Annotated in this window: 16 protein-coding genes; 9 read left to right on the top strand and 7 right to left on the bottom strand. The window is 38.5% G+C overall.

Going from position 1 to position 23007, the window contains the following annotated elements:
- The gene (locus ABFY81_RS06295) at positions 1-2460 is read right to left on the bottom strand and encodes an FtsX-like permease family protein (protein WP_347913337.1); all 2460 of its coding nucleotides are present in this window, start codon (positions 2458-2460) and stop codon (positions 1-3) included.
- Between the two features lie 3 nt (positions 2461-2463).
- Positions 2464-3156, bottom strand: a complete 693-nt coding sequence (locus tag ABFY81_RS06300; protein WP_347913338.1) for an ABC transporter ATP-binding protein — start codon at positions 3154-3156, stop codon at positions 2464-2466.
- A 44-nt stretch (positions 3157-3200) separates the two neighbouring features.
- Here ABFY81_RS06300 and ABFY81_RS06305 point away from each other — a divergent pair, with 44 nt between their 5' ends.
- Entirely contained in the window at positions 3201-3824 is a 624-nt protein-coding gene (locus ABFY81_RS06305; RefSeq protein WP_347913422.1) for an arylesterase, read from the top strand.
- 32 nt (positions 3825-3856) lie between these two features.
- On the opposite strand, the gene ABFY81_RS06310 is transcribed toward ABFY81_RS06305, so the two are convergent.
- Complete coding sequence (locus tag ABFY81_RS06310; protein WP_019456843.1) at positions 3857-4471, bottom strand: carbonic anhydrase; 615 nt, start codon at positions 4469-4471, stop codon at positions 3857-3859.
- Positions 4472-4755: 284 nt separating this feature from the next.
- Between ABFY81_RS06310 and ABFY81_RS06315 the strand changes: the two genes are divergently transcribed.
- Complete coding sequence (locus ABFY81_RS06315; RefSeq protein ID WP_347913339.1) at positions 4756-5784, top strand: alpha/beta hydrolase; 1029 nt, start codon at positions 4756-4758, stop codon at positions 5782-5784.
- Positions 5785-5810: 26 nt separating this feature from the next.
- On the top strand, positions 5811-6818 hold the full coding sequence (locus ABFY81_RS06320) for a hypothetical protein (protein ID WP_347913340.1): 1008 nt from the start codon (positions 5811-5813) through the stop codon (positions 6816-6818).
- 22 nt (positions 6819-6840) lie between these two features.
- Here ABFY81_RS06320 and ABFY81_RS06325 read toward each other — a convergent pair whose 3' ends face one another.
- Entirely contained in the window at positions 6841-8880 is a 2040-nt protein-coding gene (locus ABFY81_RS06325; protein ID WP_347913341.1) for a ligand-gated channel protein, read from the bottom strand.
- Between the two features lie 164 nt (positions 8881-9044).
- Positions 9045-9683 carry a Fe-S biogenesis protein NfuA gene (gene nfuA / locus ABFY81_RS06330; RefSeq protein WP_347913342.1) on the bottom strand — a complete coding sequence of 213 codons (639 nt, stop codon included), beginning with the start codon at positions 9681-9683 and terminating at the stop codon, positions 9045-9047.
- A gap of 158 nt (positions 9684-9841) precedes the next feature.
- Here nfuA and ABFY81_RS06335 point away from each other — a divergent pair, with 158 nt between their 5' ends.
- From ABFY81_RS06335 to ABFY81_RS06355, 5 genes are all read left to right on the top strand, one after another.
- Positions 9842-10459 carry a rhomboid family intramembrane serine protease gene (locus ABFY81_RS06335; RefSeq protein ID WP_200027634.1) on the top strand — a complete coding sequence of 206 codons (618 nt, stop codon included), beginning with the start codon at positions 9842-9844 and terminating at the stop codon, positions 10457-10459.
- 169 nt (positions 10460-10628) lie between these two features.
- A complete protein-coding gene (locus ABFY81_RS06340) occupies positions 10629-12305 on the top strand; it encodes an arylsulfatase (RefSeq protein WP_347913343.1) in 1677 nt (558 codons plus the stop codon).
- Positions 12302-13309 carry a formylglycine-generating enzyme family protein gene (locus tag ABFY81_RS06345; RefSeq protein WP_347913344.1) on the top strand — a complete coding sequence of 336 codons (1008 nt, stop codon included), beginning with the start codon at positions 12302-12304 and terminating at the stop codon, positions 13307-13309. The genes ABFY81_RS06340 and ABFY81_RS06345 overlap by 4 nt, the downstream gene beginning before the upstream one ends.
- 115 nt (positions 13310-13424) lie before the next feature.
- Positions 13425-13589: a hypothetical protein gene (locus tag ABFY81_RS06350; protein WP_019456973.1), complete on the top strand. Its 165-nt coding sequence runs from the start codon at positions 13425-13427 to the stop codon at positions 13587-13589.
- Positions 13590-14122: 533 nt separating this feature from the next.
- On the top strand, positions 14123-15670 hold the full coding sequence (locus ABFY81_RS06355) for a hypothetical protein (RefSeq protein ID WP_347913345.1): 1548 nt from the start codon (positions 14123-14125) through the stop codon (positions 15668-15670).
- 46 nt (positions 15671-15716) lie between these two features.
- Here the strand turns inward: ABFY81_RS06355 and ABFY81_RS06360 are convergent, their stop codons facing one another.
- Positions 15717-17051: a D-serine ammonia-lyase gene (locus ABFY81_RS06360; protein WP_347913346.1), complete on the bottom strand. Its 1335-nt coding sequence runs from the start codon at positions 17049-17051 to the stop codon at positions 15717-15719.
- Between the two features lie 164 nt (positions 17052-17215).
- A complete protein-coding gene (locus ABFY81_RS06365; protein WP_347913347.1) occupies positions 17216-18847 on the bottom strand; it encodes an inorganic phosphate transporter in 1632 nt (543 codons plus the stop codon).
- Between the two features lie 465 nt (positions 18848-19312).
- On the opposite strand from ABFY81_RS06365, the gene metH reads away from it, so the two are divergent.
- Positions 19313-22999, top strand: coding sequence for a methionine synthase (gene metH / locus ABFY81_RS06370; protein WP_347913348.1), 3687 nt, complete (start codon positions 19313-19315; stop codon positions 22997-22999).
- Positions 23000-23007 lie beyond the last annotated feature (8 nt).

Here is a 23007-nt window from a genome sequence, read left to right on the forward strand (position 1 = left end):
TTAAATCTGGTTCAGCTCTCGCAAACTTTGTAGCGGCGGTAAATTACAAAGATAACCAAGTCGATATCGACCAATGAGAGCGCAAATGAGCATCATGGCAAGTGGTAAAATCAACCATATTTCAATATGCCACTGTAGAGCCATATTCATTTTATAACTTGCTATTGCACTAATTACTTCGGCAAAACAGCAGGCAACAATGCCTGCTAATAGCCCTAAAAATCCAATTTCTAAACTCAGCATTTGCTTCATTTTATTTTTAGACAAACCAAATGAACGTAATAAAGCAACCTCTCGACGGCGCTCATCCATTAACAGGTTTAGACAAGCAATTAAAACGAGTATTCCAGAAAAGCCAACTAAAGCCGCAAGTACAGTCACGATTTTGACTAATACATTCATTAAACGCTTTACTTCATCCAAAATACGGTCAACATCAATAAAAACTGTATTTGAAAATTGCTGAATAATATTAATCATTTTAGGCTGATCTTGTTTAGGCACATAAAAGCTACCCAAGTAGCTACCCGCATTTTCATCTAAAGTTTTGGGCGAAAAAATAAAGAAGAAATTTGGACTAAAACTTTCCCATTCAACACTTCTAAAATTCACAACTTTAGCCTGCAAAGTACCGTCTGGCATGCTAAAAGTCAGCTTATCCCCAATCTGAATACCTAAACTTTCAGCAGTTTTTGCCTCGACTGAAACTTGTCCTACGCCATTAAAAGTGGTTTGTCCTTTTCTAATGACATTATCATTTGGCAAAGTGTTTGACTGAGTTAAATTTAATTCACGGCGTAAAGAATTATTTTGCTTGATTGCATCTTCAGAAAAAGGAACATCATTCTTTGCAAGTAATCGTCCACGAATATTTGGATACAGAGGCGTACTTTGCCAACCATTTTGTTTTAATTGCTGCTCAAAAGCTTTTAAATCAAATGGTGGTAGACCATAAACAAACTGGTTTGGTGTGCCTTCTGGTAACTGCTGTTGCCAACGTTCTAATAAATCTGTCCTGAGTACGCTTAGCACGGTAATAAGGCTTAAACCCAAAGCCAGTGCTGTAATTTGTAAGGCACTTTGCGATGGTGAACGAATATAAAAAGATAAACGGGTTTTCATCTTCTTTAAGCTACGAAGCAAAACCCAAACAGCAGTGTACAACAAAACACACAGAACGATAATTGCAGCTAGCACCATAATGCTGAGCATCAAGTTTTCACTTAAAACTAAGCTAAAAATAACAAGACTGGTAATACCCGCAAAGAACATAAAAAATAGTGATTTTCGAGATTTTGCTTGCTCTCGAATAACTCGAATTGGAGGTGTATTTAACAACTCCCAGATACTTGGCAAAATAAATCCAAGTAGCACAATTACACTCGTAAAAATAGCAATTGGTAAGGGGCCAATTAAAAAGCCGACTACCGAGAAACTTAACTCTAGTTGTGGAATGAGCTGCAACATAAGCTCAAGTAACCCATAACCCATCATTATTCCTAATATGCTACCGATCACAATCGAAATTGTACTGACTAAGAAAAGTAGCCCGATATATGCCCATAAAATTTGGAACTTACTGGCACCCAAACAACGCATTAAAGCAATATGGTCTTGGTTTTGCTGAACATAACGTTGACTCGTTAAAGCAATCGCAATGCCACACAATAAAATCGTTAAAATATTGGCAAGTTGTAAGAAAGTATCAAGGTTTTCTAGTGGGCGTAATAATCTACTATTTGACTCACTGGCATCGCGTAAACGTAAACCTGCGTTTTCTTCCTGATCATTTACGGGTTTATGTTGCTGTTTAAATTGCTTGCTAAAGTTTTGTACCTGATCAGATTGACCAGACATTAACAGTCGATAATCGATTCTACTGCCAGTTTGAATTGCATGCGTTTTAGCTATATCAGCTTGATGAATAATCACAGTAGGCGAAAAACCTGAAAAGCCGAGTTCCTGATTCGAATCTCGTACGATGACACCACTAAAACGAAATTCGGCATCTGCAATAGAAACCGTATCGCCTAGTTTAACTTTAAGTAAATCGGCTGCTCTTTGACTTAACCATACTTGGCCGGGTTGAATACTCTGTGCACTAGGTACAATCTCAAGCTGTCCTCTTAATGGAAACGCCGGCTCTATTGCTTTGACATTGACCATGACAAACTGATTTTGAGTATGCGCCATAGAACTAAACATGGTCACATGAGTCTGTCTTAAACCAAGCTGCTCTGCTTTTTTCTGCCATTTAGTGTCTAGAGGTTCATTATTCGACAGAACTAAATCCGCTGCTAACATTTGTGACGCTTGTAGGCTTACCGCATTTTTAACCTGATCATTACTGAACTTGAGAGCTGTTGTTGCACTAATCGCAAGTGAAAGCGCAATAATGAGTAAATATAACCCTCCGGTACGAAAGCTTTGTAGCAAAAGTGGTTTGAGAAGATTGCGCATAATTCAACCACCCTGTACCGTCTTTAGTCGACCATCATCTAACTCAACATGACGTTGACAAAGCGCTGCCAAATTACGGTCATGTGTAACCAAAATAAGCGTTGTACCGAGCTCTTTATTTAAATCAAAAAGTAGAGTTTCAATTTCTTGAGCTGTTTGCCCATCTAAGTTCCCAGTTGGCTCATCGGCAAAAATAATTTGTGGTTCGGCAATCAGAGCCCGAGCAATTGCTACACGCTGCTGCTCACCTCCAGATAAGACTTTAGGCGTTTGTTCGGCTTGTCGACTCAACCCTACTCTATGCAACCAGTTTAAGGCTTTTTGCTCAGCAATTTTATAATCAAAGTCTTTACGCAACCGAAGCGGTAACATCACGTTTTCAAGCGCACTTAGTTGCGGTAAAAGTTGGAAAGACTGAAATACAAAACCAATATGCTGCATTCTGATTTGGGCACGTTGTTCCTCTGTTAACTCATGAATAGCCTGTCCACATAACCACACCTCTCCTTCCGACGGTTGGTCTAAAGTCGCTAAAATGCCCAACAAAGTCGATTTACCTGAACCAGAACGTCCTGTAATTGCTACCTGCTCACCTTCATAAATCTCTAAATCAATGTTTTTTAAAATCGTAAACTGATTTTGGTTAATCTGAATAGTTTGTGTAACTTTATGGGCAGCAATAATAGGTTGTGGCATGATGTGGACAGTCCTATATGTTTAGTATTCGAGTTGAAACACAAATGTATAAATCTTATTTGTTTGGTTCTAAAAGCCTCTTACTCATCTCATTGAGCATGTTGCCCATGTTGGTCTCAGCAAAGACTATTTTAATTTTAGGAGATAGCATTAGTGCCGGTTATGGAATAGACCCTAAACAAGGTTGGGTACAATTACTACAAAAACGCTTAGACCAACAGTATCTCAAACAACATAAGGTGGTCAATGCAAGCATGAGTGGTGAAACTACAAGTGGCGCTTTAGCGAGATTACCTAAACTTTTACAAACTTATAAACCAGAGGTTGTTGTTATTGAGTTAGGTGGCAATGATGGTTTACGTGGGCAACCACCACAAATGATTCAACAAAATTTGTCTCAGCTTGTCCAATTAAGCCAAAAACAAAAAGCGCAGGTTATTCTTTTTGGTATGAAAATTCCGCCAAATTATGGAACTGCTTATAGCAAAGCATTCGAGAATAATTATAAAACTGTAAGTCAAAAATATCAGGTGAAACTGCTACCGTTTTTCCTTGATGGCATCGCTGGTCAAAAACAACTAATGCAAAATGACTTGATTCATCCAAATGCTCAAGCACAAACAAAATTACTTAATTTGGCTTATCCATACATAAAAGGTGCCCTATAGGCACCTTTTAGTTTTAAATTTTTTCAATCTGCTCAGAAGTCAAAAAAAGTAACTTCTCCAGTTTCTAACGAATATTCAGCACCAACAACAATCAACTCGCCTTTTGCGATTAGGCTCTCTAATACAGCAGAACCATGACGTAATTGATTTACAGAAGCAAAAACGTTTGAACGTACTGCATGACACGAAAGTTTCTTCAAATCATTTTTTAAGTCAGTTTGCATTAAAATTTCAACTGATGGACGAACACGGTTCACAATTGACATTAAGTTAGATGACGGTGGGTGATCAGGATTCATCAACGTATCAATTGTTGCTTGAATCGCGCCACAATGACTGTGTCCCAATACAATTACAACTGGACAGTCATAACGCTCTGCTGCGAACTCGACACTACCCACTTGTGAAGGAGCAACCACATTACCAGCAACACGAATTACGAATAAGTCACCAAGACCTTGATCGAATACCATTTCTGCTGGTACACGAGAATCTGAACAACCTAATACAATCGCAAACGGATTTTGGTCCTTTGCCATTTCAGCACGTTCATGGTGCGATAAGGTTTTTGCAAGGGAAGTATTTCCATTTACAAATCGTTGATTACCAGCTTTCAGACGATCTAAAACTTCTTGCGCAGTAGGCATTTTATATTTCCATTGTTTTTTCAAGGTTAGAAATTATTTTAATGTGTCAAAATTTGAATGTCACTGACAAAAAATAAATCCTTTGTTATGAAAAAATTTAAAAATGCCTAATCGATTTTAATCAGCTATTACTGCTCAATTCCCTACTGTTTAGTGAAAAAATAGACATACTTTAGTTCCTAGATTGACTATAATTTTCTTCATTCCAAACGTTTGGCAAATGACTCATTGGCAAAGTTTTTCAATAATTTTTCAAACTCGTTTAAGCTTCAAGGATGAAAACTATGACTAGGCTGTCTGCATCAATTAAAGCCTCCATGAAAAAAACTGCTACTATATTGACTATAGCTTCTTGTAGCTTATTTTCAGTGATGAGTATTTCTCAAGCACAGGCAGCCGATAATATTGATATCAACTTTCAGACCGTATTACAGCAAGAACGTAGCTGGGCTGGACTGCAAAGCAAAAAATTAAAAGTTGGTGATATCACTTGGTCATATAGTGAAGGTGGTTCTAGCACAAAGCCAACTTTAATGCTCATTCATGGGTTAGGTGGTAGTCGAGATAACTGGAACCGAGTAGCACATTACTTAACTACAAATTATCATGTCATTATTCCTGATTTACCGGGGAGTGGCGAAACAATCGTTGCTCAAGATTTCGATTATTCTGTTCCCAACTTAGCTGAAAAATTACGTCGGTTTGTTGAAGCTGAAAATTTGAAGGGCCCAATCCATATTGCAGGACACTCACTGGGCGGTTCCATAGCCTTGCTGTATGCTGGACAATATCCATTTGAAACTAAGAGTCTATTTTTAGTTGATAGCGGCGGTATTTTCCGTTCTGCCAACACAATTTATCTCAAAGATCCTACCTATCTAAAACAACTTTTAGTCTCTAAAAAAGGTGACTTTAATTATTTATTAAAACACACCATGTTTAATCCTCCGTTTATTCCTAAAGAGTTCTTACAAGCTCAAGAAAAACTGATGATTAATCAGGCACCACAAACTCAAAAATTAGTCGACCAACTCATTGCACTCAATAAAGTCTATACTCCAGACTCATTTGCGGTACTCACCAAAACCATTGATGCACCCACACTCATTTTATGGGGCAAACAAGATAAGATTATTAATGTTGAAGTGGCGAGTGAACTAAAACGACTTTTAAAAAACGCACAGCCTCCAGTTATTTTAGAAAACGTAGGCCATATGCCAATATTGGAAGCTGAGCAATTAGTTATTCAACAATATGTACCGTTTTTACTAAAAGTAGAAACAGATCAGACGTCAAAAACGACCGCACCTTAAATAAAACTTCGGACTTGTGAGACCTTATGTCTACCCAACCAATCATAGAAAAACTTATTGAAGCTCATCTAGATTTTTTAGATGAGCAATTTGCTCAGACTCAGGTGATCCAACAAGAGTTTGAACAATTTTATCATTGGTTGAGTAGTCGACAATTACAGCACCTTTGGACCTTTGACCAGATTCAACAGCTCATTCAAAAGCAGATTTTAGATACACCTGCTTCTGATTTTTTGATTGAACAGATTGCCGAGCATATTCGCTTTGCACTCATTCATCCTGCAAATGATACAGCAACAGTTGAAGACGTTATTCCTGTTTTAACCATTGACCGCATTGCGCAATATATTGCAAGTAAAGAACAGCACCGTAAAAAACTCATTAAAACAATTGTGAATAACCCTGCCTTTTCTGCACTGTTGACTCAATTGATTCAGCAAACAATGCATGATTATTTAGATGAATCTATGTCAAAACGCGTACCAGGTGTAGGCCGTTTTATGAAAATGGGTAAATCTGTATTAGAAACAGTCACCGATTCTAATCTCGACGATACCATTAACCATTATTTGCAAAAGAATATTTTAAAACTCAGTCAAATGAGTGAACGCGTTTTAAACCAACATTTTGACAATGATAAGCTCTACCATTTTCAGGCAAATGTTTGGCACAAAGTTAAAACGATGCCTCTTTCTGTTTTGAAAAATTATGTAGAAGTTCAAGATTTAACAAAAACAGTGGGCTTAGGACATGAGATTTGGGACCACATTCGTCAAACTGATTACCTGAAACAACAAGTACATGATGGTATTTATACTTGGTACGTCCGTAATCAGGAACGTAACTTTGACTTATTACTACGTGACCTTAATATTGATGAAAGTCTAGTACAACGCGAACTCACTCAGTTACTTGTACCAGTATTACAGCAATTAGTGACAACAGGACATTTAAGACGCCGTGCTCGCGTGTATCTAGAGAAATTTTATTATTCTGAAAAAACATTAGATATTCTAAACAACAAAGGCACTTAAAGCGCCTTTGTTGTTTAACTATTTAAAACTTATAAATAATCCCTAAATTATAACGGCGTCCGTCTAAAACATAATTGTAAGTTGCTACATCAATATCTTTATCAAATAAGTTATAAATACCTGCTGCAACTTGGATTTTATCAGTCGGTTTATAGTTCATACCAATATCAACCAACCCATAAGCAGGTTTTCCTTCAGCCATTGAAGTTCGGCTTAAATATTCAGAAGTTTTACTACGGAAATTCAAACGGCTCCACATCCCCACCAAATCATTCATTTGCCAATCTAAAGTGGTATTAAACATGTGTTCCGGCATTTCATTTAAAGGTTGGCCTTTAAACTCTCCACTCTTTTGCTCTGTATCGGTATAGGTATAATTAGCATTCAACTTTAAGTCAGGTGAAATGAGCCAACCAAACGTCGCTTCAATCCCTCTCATACTGGCTTTATCTACATTTGTGCGTTGACTGACAAAATCAAATTTTGTACCTAACCAATCACAATTATAAGTACCTGCATCTCCTGAACAGGTTCTAACTTCTGTAATTTTATCCTTAAATTCACTATTAAAAAGCGTTAGGCCAGCATTCAAGTTATCTAAATTATCCCAAGAAAATGACAGCTCATAGTTGGTACTTTTTTCTGGTTTTAGATTTGGATTACCAACAATTACCCCTGCCGAACGTCCTCCGCCTGTCGCTTGTCCCCATTCCGCTACTGTCGCTCTTAGCGCAGGTGTTTTATAGCCTGTTGATACACCGCCTTTAATGATCCAGTTATCATTTAAAGTCCACACACCGTAAACTTTAGGAGTGAAATGATCTCCAAATTTTTCGTCCTGATCCATACGCAGTGACATTGTTAAAGTAAAAGGATCAATAATATTCCATGCATCTTCTGCAAATAATGCCCAGCTATAACGATCTAAATTAGAAACAGGTTGTGACCCGCCCACTTTTAACTGGTTTCCTAAATCATCTAATTCTTCTTTTAAATAACTGCCCCCAACGCTCAGTGCATGATTTGCGAGTGTGATCTGGTTAAGCGTATTAAAAGTAGTATTCACCGCTTCCATATTTCTAGATGGGTTCTTGTTCTCTTCACGTTGAATATAAGAATGAGTTTTCACAGGACCAATGTCACCACGATGGGTCAAACTATATTCGGTACGATAATAATCCGTTATTGAATCCACTGGTGGATTACGTCCAGTTTGAATAGGCGAAACTGATTTTCCAACTGTAGCATTACGATTTTGAATAGAACGCTGATATTCAAGTTCAATGGTATGTTGGTCATTCGGAGTCAGACTTAAAGTGGCCCCACCTGCACGGATTTTTTGTTTGCTATAACCACCAATAATTTCATCTTCATCTCTTTGTGAAAATGTGCCGTTGGCTTTTAACCCAAGTAAATTCTTAATTAATGGCCCTGAAACATAAGTATTAGCTTGGTAAAGATTTCCAGATTTATTGTTTTCTTGGATGGTAGTATCCAACTTAACCGAGCTACTCCAAACATCTGCAACTTTTTTAGTAATAATATTAATTACACCACCCATCGCATCTGAACCGTAGAGTCCAGACATTGGGCCACGAATAACTTCAATACGTTCGATACTTTCGATTCCCGGTAACCAACCTTGTTCAATACCTGAATTATCACTATTTGGTCGTACAGAACGTGTGTTTACTTTCTTACCATCGACCATAATAACGGTATAGGCACTTCCCATTCCACGAATACTGATATCAGATGAACTTCCGCCCCCTGTAACCACGACACCAGGCACATCTTTAAGTGCATCAGTGACATCACGATATGCTTTTTTATTAATTTCATCTTGAGTTAAAACAGAAATAGAAGCGGCTGCTTTTTTTATATTTTGTTCAAAACCACTTGCTGTCACGACTATTTTTTCTAATTGTGCAACCTCACTATCTTTTTTATTTTTTCTGGAAGAATCAACTAAAATATTTTCACTTTCAGCGGCATAAGCCGCAGGAAACATTCCTGTAAGTACCGAAATTGATAGTACAGATTGGAAAATACGCTTAGTCATATCCTGCTCCAACAGATTAAATTATGAATAAATATTAAGTTTTACTTAAACAAATGTAACAAATTTAAATAATAAAATAAATAATATTGATAATTATTTTCAATTGATAAAAATAAAAAAACCTCAGGAAGAGGCTTTTTTATTTCACTTTTCAAATAATTTTATTATTTGAAGTAAGCGCCTTCTGCTTGCGTATGGTCTGTTTGGTCAACCACACGTTGAAGCTCAGGAATGTTTTCTTTCAAGGTTGTTTCTACGCCTTGTTTTAAAGTCACATCAATTGCAGAACAACCTTGGCAACCACCACCGAATTTCAATACAGCAGTTAAACCATGTTCTGAGTCATCTTGCACTTCTACTAAGCTACAATTACCGCCATGCCCTGCAAGACCTGGGTTAATTTCTGCTTGAAGAATATAAGTAATACGTTCTTCAATTGAAGCATCTGGTCCTACACGTGGCACTTTTGAATTTGGTGCACGGAAAGTTAACTGACCACCGAAACGGTCTTTGTTGTAATCAATTACAGCGTCTAAAAGATATGGAATAGACGGTGCATCAATGTATGCAGGAAAATCAGGATAGTCCTGTTTATAGTCCGTTGGTACCACTTCTTCTGGTGCGCTATATGCCATACAGCACTCTGCACGTGGTGTACCCGGATGTTCAACAAAAATTCGAACGCCAATTCCCGGAGTATTTTGCTTCGCCAATAATTCGTGCAAATACTCTTGTGCAGATGGTGTAATCAAAAGGTTCGGAATTTCTTCTGCAACAGCAGTGTTGGTGTTCTCAGTCGACATAACAATATTCCTCAAGCTGATGCCTTTATATTAACCGAAGATGAGGTGGATTTAAAAAAAATCAACTAAATTTGTCGGATTTATACACAACAGGGTTTCAAGTTGTATTTTTAATGGCATTATTGACCCCAGTATTGATCATTTTTTAAATATTTCTTATGTTGAATTTGCCCTTTAACCATACCATTACCCTTATTATTATTACGGTCGTCGTCTCTTTACTTGCTTTTAGCAATCAAAATGTTATGAATCGTCTGATCTTCTGGCCACCTGCAATGCAACGTGGACAATTTGATCGCTTCATTACACATGGCTTTATTCATGCAGATGGGACACATTTACTGTTCAACATGATTACCCTGTTTTTCTTTGGCAGTATTATTGAGAGTTTTTATCGCCAATATTTTTATGACATGGGCTTTGTGTTGTTCTATTTAGGCGGTTTAATTTTTGCGATTTTACCAAGCTATCTACAACATAAAAATGATGCAAACTGGGCAAGTCTTGGAGCTTCAGGAGCGGTATCTGCTATTCTATTTGCTTATATTCTGTTTCAGCCATGGAAGCTAATTTTTGTATTTTTTATTCCTGTACCAGCGATTATTTTTGCGGTTTTATATGTCGCTTATAGCATTTGGGCAGGCAAACGTGGCAATACTCATATTAACCATAGTGCCCATTTATGGGGTGCGGCTTACGGCGTAATTGTAACAATCTTGATTGAACCAAGAGTGATTCCGCATTTCCTAGATCAACTTACCCGTTTGCCATTTTAAACTGAATATTTCTGAAAAGCCCATTACGGGCTTTTCTTTTTTTCTCATTTATTTATGAATATAAATGCTCAGACATTTTTCTGATTTTCTTTGATCAATTCCTTGTTTTGATTGCAAAAACCATCTGATTAAACTCGTGCACAATTCTCTTAATAATTCAGATGATACAATGAAGTACAAAGCTCTTTTATCTAGTCTTTCCATTGCTTTATTTAGCTTATCTTTAGCTGGCTGTAACGATAATAATTCACAAGAAACTGCAACAACTACATTAAAGCAACCCAATATTCTGTTCATTATGGCCGATGACTTAGGCTATTCAGATTTAGGAGCCTTTGGTGGTGAAATTCACACGCCTAATATTGATAGTTTGGCGCAAGAAGGTCGACTTTTAACGGACTATCATACTGCACCAACTTGTTCCCCTACTCGCTCGCAACTCATTTCCGGTACTGATCATCACCTAGCAGGTATAGGCGCTATGGCAGAGCTTACACCAGACCATTTAAAAGGGCAGCCAGGCTATGAAGGTTATTTAAATGAACGCTCTTTATCGATTGCTCAGGTGCTCAAAGACAATGGTTATCGGACGTATATTAGTGGTAAGTGGCATTTAGGGTTAACCCCTGAAACCAATGCACACGCCAAAGGTTTTGATCATTCATTTACTTTATTACAAGGTCTAGATCATCACTTTAAACAAGCTCCAAGTGCCTTTAAACGCAACTCGACTTATACAGAAGATGGTCAAATTATTCCTGTTTCAGCATTACCTGATGACTTCTTCTCAACCAACTATTTTACCGACAAATTACTGAGCTATTTAGAATCAGGTAAAAATAGCGGTAAACCATTCTTTGCTTATGCTGCCTACACGGCACCCCACTGGCCTATACAGGCTCCAGCAGAATATCGTGACAAATATCGTGGCGTTTATGATGTTGGCTACGATGCTATTCGTAAAGCACGTATAGCTCGCCAAAAACAGCTTGGAATTATTCCGGCAAACTTTGAAGCAGCAGAACCAATTGCGACCCAAAACGCACCACAAAAATATGGAAAATGGGATGAGTTAACAGCTGAACAAAAAGCACTTGAAGCCCGAAAAATGGAAATCTACGCAGGTATGGTAGAAAATCTTGATGCCAACGTGGGCCGAATTATCCAATATCTAAAACAAAATAATCTTTATGAAAATACTTTAATTTTCTTTGTTTCTGACAATGGCGCAGAAGGTTTTATTCGTGGTGGATATGGTAGTGAATCTGGTTTTGATAACTCTGTAACAAACGTAGGTACGCCTACTTCATACCACTATATTGGACCACGTTGGGCCGAGGTCAGTGCGGCACCTTTCCACTTATGGAAAGATACGGCTGGCGAAGGTGCAACGACTGCCCCTGCTATTGTGAAATTACCAAATCAGAAAAAAGCAGAAGCAACCAATCATAGCTTTGCATCTGTACTCGACGTTTTTCCAACCTTATTAGATTATGCCCATATTCAAGTCCCTCAAGGCCAATATAAAGGTCGAACTATTAATACACCGAGCGGTTATTCTTGGAAATCTGTACTTGAAAATAAATCACAAACCATCCGTCCAGCAAATTTCAGCTTTGCCGATGAACTCCATGGCAGTAAATATGCCAAACAAGGCGAATGGAAAATTGCGCTTCAAGGTCGCCCTGAATTAGGCACGAGTACTTGGGAACTCTATAACATTGCCACTGACCGTGGTGAAAACCACAATGTTGCGCAGCTTTACCCAGCAAAAGTACAAGAGTTGCTCTCGGTTTATCAAAAATACACTGAACAAAATGGCGTACAGGAATATAACGCCAAATGAAATTGAAACTGGTTCTAAGCACTACAATCAGCCTGTTATTCATCACAGGCTGTAGTAAGTCTGAACATAGCTCTGACACGAAAAAAATTGTACCAAAGCAAGCCATCCCATCGGCTGCTTTGGGTTCTATTGAACAGTGTAAAAGCTATACAGGCCTTCCTACAGGTTGGCTTAAAAATACAACGGCTGGAATGATGTTCATTCCAGATGGACATTTTAATTTTGGCTCTGAAAAAGCTTATCCAGATGAGCTTAACTTTGGGAAAAAACAGCGCGAAGTTAAAGGTTTCTGGATTGATCAAACTGAAGTTACTGTCGCTCAGTTCTCAAGTTTTGTAAAAGCCACGGGTTATATTACCGATGCTGAAAAACAGAAGCAGGCTGCTGTTTTTTCTCCTGACCCACATCATCCACAGCAATGGTGGCAACTCAAATCTGGATATACTTGGAAAACCCCAAACGGCCAAAATGGTACACTTCCTAACCCTCATGAACCTGTAAGCTACGTGACAAAAAATGATGCTGAGCATTATGCAGTTTGGCTAGGACGCGATTTACCAACAGAACTTGAATGGGAATACGCCGCTAAAGCAAACTCACAGACCGACACGCCTTTACACCAAACACCTACTGATGAACATCAACACCCCCAAGCAAATTACTGGCAAGGTGCATTCCCTTTTGAGAATTTGAATCAAGACCATTTTACTGGTATTGCTCCTGTTGGCTGTTTTAAACCTAATGGCTTTAAACTATTCGATATGATTGGAAATGTTTGGGAATGGACATCCTCTCCCTACCAAGGCGCACATGATCAGCATATGGGTAATTATTCTGATTTAAGACAAAAAGAAATGAGCAGTACCCAATATGTCATTAAAGGAGGCTCATTTTTGTGTGCTGAAAATTATTGTTCACGTTATCGAAATAGTAGCCGTTACCCTCAAGATTTTGATTTAGCTGCTACCCACGTCGGTTTTCGAACAATTTTACGTACACCTTAACAAGTTAAAACTATTTTGTAGTATTGATATTTCTTAACCAAAAATAGATCGAAAAACAAACTAATAATTTCTATAGTAAATACTGAATGGGAGAATGATAAAAAGTGAGAACAATATGAAAACATTTCTAGTTTGTGCAGCTGCAATTTTCACATTATCACTATCGGCTTGTGCAGTTTACACCCCTGCTGGCAGTGTTGTGGTCGATCCAGATTCACCACATTACGGACATCCAGGAGACTTCTGTCCACCAGGACAAGCTAAGAAAGGCCGTTGCTAAAGATTTAGATAGACTGTAAGCAAATTAATTTTTCTTTATGGAAAAATAACTTATATGGAGGGTTTCACCCAAAATTAGATGGGGCGAAACTAGAAAATTATGGTGCAAAAAAATCACCATATCCCCAAGATTTTTAAAAGACAATCTTACGTTGTCTTCCATCTAGTTTCACCCCAATTCTTTCTTATTCCGTTTCACTAGTCTTATCGTTTAATAAAAAAGTCTAGTTTTTCATCATCATCGTATCTTTTTTATTGATACATTTTGAACATTTTATCTTCAGTTTAGACCTGATGACTTTGCTCTGTACAAAATAATCATTTATGTAACGTAAGTCTATAAAAATGTTCTAAAAATGTGAAAAAAAATGAGGTAAAAATGAGATCGAATTATCACAAAAATTCACTCAAACCACCTCTATCACATAAATAATTTAATTTTCATTTTGTCAGTTATTGCCACTCGTTTCTTTACGTTGGCATAGATAATGTATACACCTGTATATTAATGATACCGTACAAGTGAGATATTTTATGTCCAGTCAGAGTCAAGTAGAAGGTCTACAATTTCCAATACACGCTTCAACAAAAAAGCAAAGTACTTCTCGCACAGGCCAAGAGATTTTGTCAGAAGCTTTATCTATTGTAGATAATAAAACTGCTCAACAGATTTTGACTGAGAAAAACTGGCGTAAAAATTATCCAACATACTTTAAATCGCTTGTTCAGCATGGACTTTCTAATAGCAACAATCCAATCACCATTGCAAAACAAGGGTTACATAAGGCACATCATCTTTTTGATTTTTTTAGAGATGGCAAACATTACCTTTTAAAAGATGCTCTTCGCATTCCTGCGTCTGCACCTTTAAATACAGTAAAGTTCAAAGGCGAAAGTGAATCGGCACCGGAATGGTATGTTCCATATAAAGGTCAGAAACTCAGTGGACAAAGTCTCCTTGACCAAATTCAAAAATGGGAAAATGCAGGAATTATTGAACCAAGTCATGCAAACGCATTGCGTGAAGCTATTGCACATCCTGAATGGTTTGATTTATCAGATCGTACTATGGTGTTGTTTGGTGCAGCATCAGAAGCGGGTCCCTTACCTTGGCTGGCAAAATGGAAAGCTAATATTATTGCAATAGACTTACCAAATTCACGAGTGTGGGACAAAATCTTAAATACGATTAAAAATGGAAATGCAACGCTTATTGCCCCTACGATTGAATCAGTTGACTCGTCAGCAAAAGCCTCAGAGTTAAAAGATAAATTAGGTGCCAATTTACTGACTCAACTTCCAGAAATTGCACAGTGGTTAGTTCAATTTCCACAAAAGTTAGATTTAGCTGCTATTGCGTATTTAGACGGTGAAAAACATGTCCGTGTTTCAATGGCAATGGACAGTATTATGCAATATGTGAGTGAACATAAATCAGATACCAGCTTAATGTTCATGTGTACTCCAACCGATGTTTACGCAGTGCCTCAGGAAGTTGCCGAAGCAGCTCAAGAGAAATTTAAATCGCGTTCACAACTACAAAAAATGGCTGCGAAAGGGGTTTCTGCTCTTTCACTTAAACGTTTTTTCCAAGCGCCTTATCAAGATTTAATTACCAGTGAGAATGGTAAAACTTATGGCATTGCAGACTGCTTAGTAGTTGAACAAGGACCAAACTATGCTTTGGCAAAACGCATTCAACAATGGCGTGCAACACTTGCTCGTCATCAAGGCCAACGTGTAAGTATTAATATTGCTCCGTCTACCACAACTCACTCGGTGACCAAAAACCCATTACTTAAAGCAGCATTTAATGGTGCCGAACTTTTTGACGTTGAAGCATTCAGCCCTGAAACGACCAATGCGATTATGGCAGCGCTATGGATTCATGACTTAAGAAGTGAGTCCTCTGTAGCAAACCCAGAAACTGTACTTGATCATCCCCTAGAATTAATGATGGAAGGTGCCAATCACGGTGGACTATGGCGTGTGGCTTATTTAGCCCGTACAGCTCTCCCTTTTGCTGCTATTTACGGTTTTGCAGCAGAGAAACTTCCTTTTAAGAAATTCTCTAAAAAATAATGAAATTAAAAGCCCAATTTTCGAATTGGGCTTTTTTTCGATCTAATTATTTGTTTTGACTATGTGTCAAATATTTTTGCATTTCATCCGGTGGCACCATACCGCCACCAGTTGCCCAAACCACATGTGTCGCCTGATTTAACTTCTCTGCTGACAATTGATGTAAAGCTAAATAATCAGGAGTAGTTTGCACATAATATGACCCCATCATGCCAGCCGCTGCTGAGGGCTCAACTTGAATATTTTCCGTTTGATTTAAAAGTGCAATCAGCTCATATAAACGTTCATCATGAATCGTGTAGTAACCATCAATTAACTGTTCCATAGCCCGCCCTACGAACCCAGAAGCACGACCAACAGCTAACCCATCTGCAGCAGTAATGTTATCTAAACCAATATCATTTACTGAAATCTCATCGTGCAGTCCTGTATGCACACCCAATAACATACAAGGTGAATGCGTGGGTTCTGCAAAGATACAATGTACATGCTCACCAAAAGCAAGTTTAAGCCCAAAACTCACGCCACCGGGGCCACCACCTACGCCACAAGGTAAATAAACAAATAATGGATGTTCAGCATCGACTTTAATCTGCTTTTGCTCACACTGCTGTTTTAAACGTAACCCCGCAACGGCATAACCTAAAAATAATGTTGTTGAATTTTCATCGTCAATAAAAAAGCAATTTGGATCTTGTTCTGCAGCTTTACGTCCCTGCTCTACAGCAACCCCATAATCACTGTCATATTCAACCACGTTAACGCCCAATGAACGCAATTTATCCTTTTTCCATTGCCTTGCATCGGCAGACATATGCACTGTCACTCTAAAGCCGAGCTTCGCACTCATAATACCAATAGATAAACCAAGATTACCTGTAGAGCCTACTGCAATTTGATATTTGGAAAAAAATGTCCGAAATGCATCTTGGTCGAGTTTACTGTAATCATCTTCTAACTTAAGAAGCCCTGCCTCAATTACTAGTTTTTCAGCATGAGCCAAGACTTCATAAATACCACCACGTGCTTTAATTGAACCTGAAATCGGTAAATGACTATCTTTTTTAAGCCAAAGGCTCCCTGTAAGTTCCTTTTGCTCTTTTACAGATAGGGCGTGTTGCATATTTGCAATTTCAACTAACTCGGATTCAATTTTTCCGTGTTGCGTTTGAGTTTCAGGAAAGACTTTTGCCAAGTAAGGAGCAAAACGGTCTAGCCTAGCCTCGGCGTCTTTTACATCTTGCTCGCTAAGACCAACTTTCGCGAGTGCATCTTTTAAAGGATAACGATTCGGGTTAAACCAAAATGTTTCTTGGTAATCTTGTAATGTTTGAATGAGTGGGAATTGTTGTTTTAGCTGATCAAGTTGAACCGTTTTCATTCTATATCCTTTCATCAATTTTTTGAGCTAGTCACACAGCAATAAGTATTTGCAATAATCATTCATTCTTTACTGAATTTATCTGAAAAAAGCGATCTTTTTTTTTAAATATGCCAATAAAAAAGCCACTAATAATAGTGGCCTTTTAGATTTAAACAGACAACTTAAATGAACTTTAAGAACAACCAATATAAACCACCTGACAAACAGATAGTCGCAGGTAAAGTAAATATCCAAGCTGATAAGATTGTTTTAACAGTATTAAAGTTTAAACCTGATTTATTTGCAACCATGGTACCTGCAACAGCACTGTTTAAAACATGTGTAGTTGAAACTGGCATACCTAAACCATCTGCTGCTGCAATTGTACTCATTGCAATAAGCTCAGCAGACATACCTTGACCATAAGTCATATGGTCCTTACCAATACGCTCACCTACAGTCACCACAATGCGTTTCCAACCGACCATAGTGCCAAGACCAAGCGCTAATGCAACTGCAACTTTCACCCAGTTTGGAATGTACTGTAAGAATGAATCCAAGCTACCACGATAATCTTTCACAAGCTTTTTCTGTGAATCATCCATCTTTGGTAAAGCATCTGCTTTGTCCAAACGTTTAAACGTCGTTGTACTTAAATACATGTCATTACGAATTTCACTAATCGCAGCTTCTGGAATATCTTTTAAGTCACGATAGCTAGAAACACGAGCACCTAAATGGTCAGTCATACTTGCCAATGCAGGTACAACTTCAGGTGTTTGTTGCTTGGTTTGAATATATTTAGTTAAAACTTCACGCGCTTTTTCATCAGTCAATTCTTGCTGATTATGGTTTAACAAAACAGCAGTTTGAGAAGAAAGCTGGTGGAATGATTGAACCTGTTGTGTATCGAGGTTTTTATTGATTGAATAAGCTAAAGGTACTAAACCAACCAAAATGAGCATGATGAGTCCCATACCTTTTTGGCCGTCATTTGAACCGTGTGCAAAACTTACACCTGTACAGGTAAAGATTAAAATTGCACGAATGATTGCTGGTGGTGGCTTATTACCTTCAGGTGGCTGAAATAGTTCTAATTGGCGTTTAAAAATAGTTTTAACCAACAAGAATAAGATTGCTGCAAAAGCAAAACCAATTAAAGGTGAAAATAATAATGCCTTACCTACTTTAATCACCTGATCCATATCTACACCACTGGTCGTTACGCCAGTCGATGCACTCAATAGATGGTTCATAATACCCACGCCCAAGATTGAACCAATCAAGGTGTGAGAGCTAGAAGCTGGGATTCCTAAGAACCAAGTACCAAGGTTCCAAAGAATTGCAGCGATTAACAATGCAAAAACCATTGCAAAGCCAGCACCGCTACCCATATTCATGATAAGTTCAACAGGAAGCAATGCAATGATGCCATAAGCAACAGCACCACTTGCGACCATTACCCCAAGGAAATTACAAAAACCAGCCCACATGACTGCAACTGGTGCCGGCAATGCATTTGTATAAATGACCGTTGCAACTGCATTGGCAGTGTCGTGGAAACCATTTACAAATTCAAAGCCCAATGCAATGAAAAGCGCAGTAGATAAAAGAATAACCGAATAAAGGCTCAAAGGTGGAACATGCGCTAAATCAGCACTAACCTGAAACCCAATATAAATAAGTGTTGCAACAATAATCGTCAGAAACACCGGCATAAAAAATTTCGGTGTTGGGACGTGTACATTCGTCGATTTTGCTTGCAGGTTTGCCGCAAGTTTTGAATCCGAAACAGGGGGTAGATTAGAATTCATGCAGACGGTAAGAGGATAATAAAATCCTCTGTATTCTTAAATTAAATTATGACAATTATATGACAAAGAGCCGCCTGATGAAGTCAATTTTTTATATTTTGACCTCATTTGATGCACCTTTCCTCGCTATTTTTTATTTTTTTATTAAAATACAATAACTTAAATCATTATTTACGAGCTCCTTTTGTGCTTATTTTTACAGCAAAAAAATAAATAAAATGACCCATATGTTTATTTTTCATACAAAACAACTGTAATATTTCGGCATATTGGGCATGAAATATTTCAATATCATGATCATTTGATGAATATTTCATGAAAATTTTTTTGTTTTTGTCATAAAACCGACTCTTTTTACTAATTTTTTACTCATCGACTCGTGACCTTCGTAGGTCATCATTTGTGCTGCTATTCTGTTACAATAGCGCCGCATTTTTAAATTCATATAAAAGATCGGGGTTTTTTATGTCTACGCTTGCCACCCTAAAAGCGCTTCTTGCTAAACGCATTCTGATTATTGATGGTGCCATGGGAACGATGATCCAGCGCCATAAGTTAGAAGAAGCCGACTACCGTGGTGAGCGTTTTGCCGATTGGGCACATGACTTAAAAGGTAACAACGACCTTTTAGTTTTGACACAACCTCAAATTATTCAAGGCATTCATGAAGCTTATCTTGATGCTGGTGCAGACATTATTGAAACCAACAGCTTTAACGGTACGCGTGTTTCAATGTCTGATTACCATATGGAAGATCTTGTTCCAGAGATTAACCGTGAAGCAGCACGTTTAGCCAAAGCAGCTTGTGAAAAGTATTCAACTCCAGACAAGCCGCGTTTTGTAGCAGGTGTACTTGGGCCAACTTCGCGTACTTGTTCAATTTCACCAAATGTAAATGACCCTGCTTTTCGTAACATTACCTTTGATGAGCTAAAAGAAAACTATATTGAAGCGACTCATGCGCTGATTGAAGGCGGTGCAGATATCATTCTGATTGAAACTGTATTTGATACCTTAAACTGTAAAGCGGCAATTTTTGCGGTAAAAGAAGTCTTTAAACAAATTGGTCATGAATTACCAATCATGATTTCAGGGACCATTACCGATGCATCGGGTCGTACCTTAACAGGTCAAACTGCCGAAGCGTTCTGGAACTCTGTACGTCATGGTGACTTACTATCGATTGGCTTTAACTGTGCGCTTGGTGCAGATGCAATGCGTCCTCATGTAAAAACTATTTCCGATGTCGCAGATACGTTTGTTTCAGCACACCCAAATGCAGGCTTACCAAACGCTTTTGGTGAATATGATGAAACACCAGAACAAACTGCTGCATTCTTAAAAGAATTTGCAGAAAGCGGCTTAATTAATATTACTGGTGGTTGCTGTGGTACCACACCTGATCATATTCGCGCTATTGCTAATGCAGTAAAAGACATTGCACCTCGCCAAGTTCCTGAAACAGTCCCTGCTTGCCGTTTAAGTGGTTTAGAGCCATTTAATATTTATGATGACTCACTTTTCGTGAACGTGGGTGAACGTACTAACGTTACAGGTTCGAAAAAATTCTTACGTCTCATTCGTGAAGAAAACTTTGCCGAAGCTTTAGAAGTTGCACAGCAGCAAGTTGAAGCTGGCGCACAAATTATTGACATTAACATGGATGAAGGGATGCTCGATTCGCAAAATGCGATGGTGCATTTCTTAAACCTTGTAGCTTCTGAACCAGATATTTCACGTGTGCCGATCATGATTGACTCATCAAAATGGGAAATCATTGAAGCTGGCTTAAAATGCGTACAAGGTAAACCAGTTGTTAACTCGATTTCTTTGAAAGAAGGTTATGATGAGTTTGTCGAAAAAGCTCGCCTGTGCCGTCAATATGGTGCAGCAATTATTGTGATGGCCTTTGATGAAACAGGTCAGGCCGACACTGCTGAACGTAAACGTGAAATCTGTAAACGTTCTTATGATGTTTTGGTTAACGATGTAGGCTTCCCTGCTGAAGATATTATTTTTGACCCGAACGTATTTGCTGTGGCAACAGGGATCGAAGAACACAATAACTATGGCGTCGATTTTATTGAAGCCACAGGTTGGATTAAACAAAACTTACCACATGCCATGATTTCTGGTGGCGTGTCGAACGTTTCATTCTCGTTCCGTGGTAATGAGCCTGTTCGTGAAGCGATTCACTCTGTGTTCTTGTACCATGCTATTAAACAAGGCATGACCATGGGGATTGTAAATGCTGGTCAAATGGCGATTTATGATGATATTCCTAAAGAACTCAAAGATGCTGTTGAAGATGTCATCTTAAACCAAAACCAAGGTGAATCTGGTCAAGCTGCGACTGAGAAACTGCTTGAAGTCGCTGAAAAATACCGCGGACAAGGCGGTGCTGCCAAAGAAGCCGAGAACCTTGAATGGCGTAATGAGTCAGTCGAAAAACGTCTTGAATATGCGTTGGTTAAAGGGATTACTACCTACATTGACGAAGATACAGAAGAAGCTCGCCTCAAAGCAAAACGTCCTTTAGATGTAATCGAAGGCGCTTTGATGGATGGTATGAACGTGGTAGGTGACTTGTTCGGTTCGGGGAAAATGTTCTTACCTCAGGTTGTGAAATCTGCACGTGTTATGAAGCAAGCTGTGGCTTGGCTCAACCCATACATTGAAGCTGAAAAAACAGGCAGCCAATCTAAAGGTAAAGTCCTCATGGCAACTGTTAAGGGCGACGTACACGATATTGGTAAGAATATTGTTGGCGTAGTACTTGGCTGTAATGGTTACGATATTGTTGACCTTGGCGTGATGGTACCTTGCGAGAAAATCTTGCAAACTGCAATTGATGAAAAATGTGACATCATTGGGTTGTCTGGTCTGATTACTCCATCTTTAGATGAGATGGTATTTGTTGCGAAAGAAATGCAACGTAAGGGTTTTAACATTCCTTTATTGATTGGTGGCGCGACTACTTCTAAAGCGCACACAGCAGTAAAAATTGACCCTCAGTATCAAAACGATGCAGTGATTTATGTTGCAGATGCTTCACGTGCTGTAGGTGTTGCAACCACTCTCCTTTCGAAAGAAATGCGTGGAAACTTTATTGCAGAGCATCGTGCTGAATATGCCAAAATTCGTGAACGTTTAGCCAACAAACAACCAAAAGCGGCCAAACTGACTTATAAAGAGTCGGTTGAAAATGGTTTTAAAATTGATGAGAGCTATGTACCACCAAAACCAAATCTTTTGGGAACACAAGTCCTCACCAACTACCCGCTTGCAACCCTTGTAGAATATTTTGACTGGACACCATTCTTCATTTCTTGGAGCTTGGCAGGTAAATTCCCGAAAATTTTAGAAGATGAAGTGGTGGGTGAAGCGGCAACTGACCTTTACAACCAAGCTCAAGCAATGTTGAAAGATATTATCGACAACAACCGTTTTGATGCTCGTGCTGTATTTGGTATGTTCCCAGCACAGCGCACTGACGCAGATACAGTGAGCGTATTTGATGAAGCGGGTCAAAATGTTACTCATACTTTTGAGCACTTACGTCAACAATCTGACAAAATAACAGGTAAACCAAACTTGTCTTTGGCAGATTACATTCGTAATAACCGTGAGCAACAGGACTACTTAGGCGGATTCACTGTATCAATTTTTGGTGCAGAAGAATTGGCAAATGAATACAAAGCCAAAGGTGATGACTACTCTGCAATTTTAGTGCAGTCATTGGCAGACCGTTTTGCTGAAGCTTTTGCAGAACACTTACATGAACGCATTCGTAAAGAGTTCTGGGGCTATAAAGCTGATGAACAGCTCAGTAATGAAGAACTGATTAAAGAGAAATACGTCGGTATTCGCCCTGCACCGGGCTACCCTGCTTGCCCTGAGCACTCTGAAAAGGCAGTGTTATTTGATTGGTTAGGTTCTACCGGAAAAATCGGTACTAAACTGACTGAACACTTTGCAATGATGCCGCCATCTTCGGTAAGTGGTTTCTATTATTCACATCCACAAAGCGAATACTTTAACGTGGGCAAAATCTCTCAAGACCAACTTGAAGATTATGCAAAACGTAAAGGTTGGACACTAGATGAAGCGAAGCGTTGGTTAGCGCCGAATTTAGATGATTCGATTGCTTAATTAATACT

Origin of the sequence: Acinetobacter sp. WA-87, from assembly GCF_039938935.1 — a bacterium.
In the GTDB taxonomy this organism is placed as follows: domain Bacteria; phylum Pseudomonadota; class Gammaproteobacteria; order Pseudomonadales; family Moraxellaceae; genus Acinetobacter; species Acinetobacter seifertii.

What these genes read in the sequence shown, in the direction of transcription:
- ABFY81_RS06365 (WP_347913347.1), bottom strand. Translation starts at nt 18,847, where the DNA reads ATGAATTCTAATCTACCCCCTGTTTCGGATTCAAAACTTGCGGCAAAC.
- ABFY81_RS06355 (WP_347913345.1), top strand. Translation starts at nt 14,123, where the DNA reads ATGTCCAGTCAGAGTCAAGTAGAAGGTCTACAATTTCCAATACACGCT.
- metH (WP_347913348.1), top strand. Translation starts at nt 19,313, where the DNA reads ATGTCTACGCTTGCCACCCTAAAAGCGCTTCTTGCTAAACGCATTCTG.
- ABFY81_RS06350 (WP_019456973.1), top strand. Translation starts at nt 13,425, where the DNA reads ATGAAAACATTTCTAGTTTGTGCAGCTGCAATTTTCACATTATCACTA.
- nfuA (WP_347913342.1), bottom strand. Translation starts at nt 9,683, where the DNA reads ATGTCGACTGAGAACACCAACACTGCTGTTGCAGAAGAAATTCCGAAC.
- ABFY81_RS06320 (WP_347913340.1), top strand. Translation starts at nt 5,811, where the DNA reads ATGTCTACCCAACCAATCATAGAAAAACTTATTGAAGCTCATCTAGAT.
- ABFY81_RS06345 (WP_347913344.1), top strand. Translation starts at nt 12,302, where the DNA reads ATGAAATTGAAACTGGTTCTAAGCACTACAATCAGCCTGTTATTCATC.
- ABFY81_RS06300 (WP_347913338.1), bottom strand. Translation starts at nt 3,156, where the DNA reads ATGCCACAACCTATTATTGCTGCCCATAAAGTTACACAAACTATTCAG.
- ABFY81_RS06325 (WP_347913341.1), bottom strand. Translation starts at nt 8,880, where the DNA reads ATGACTAAGCGTATTTTCCAATCTGTACTATCAATTTCGGTACTTACA.
- ABFY81_RS06360 (WP_347913346.1), bottom strand. Translation starts at nt 17,051, where the DNA reads ATGAAAACGGTTCAACTTGATCAGCTAAAACAACAATTCCCACTCATT.
- ABFY81_RS06295 (WP_347913337.1), bottom strand. Translation starts at nt 2,460, where the DNA reads ATGCGCAATCTTCTCAAACCACTTTTGCTACAAAGCTTTCGTACCGGA.
- ABFY81_RS06340 (WP_347913343.1), top strand. Translation starts at nt 10,629, where the DNA reads ATGAAGTACAAAGCTCTTTTATCTAGTCTTTCCATTGCTTTATTTAGC.
- ABFY81_RS06335 (WP_200027634.1), top strand. Translation starts at nt 9,842, where the DNA reads ATGTTGAATTTGCCCTTTAACCATACCATTACCCTTATTATTATTACG.
- ABFY81_RS06310 (WP_019456843.1), bottom strand. Translation starts at nt 4,471, where the DNA reads ATGCCTACTGCGCAAGAAGTTTTAGATCGTCTGAAAGCTGGTAATCAA.
- ABFY81_RS06305 (WP_347913422.1), top strand. Translation starts at nt 3,201, where the DNA reads ATGTATAAATCTTATTTGTTTGGTTCTAAAAGCCTCTTACTCATCTCA.
- ABFY81_RS06315 (WP_347913339.1), top strand. Translation starts at nt 4,756, where the DNA reads ATGACTAGGCTGTCTGCATCAATTAAAGCCTCCATGAAAAAAACTGCT.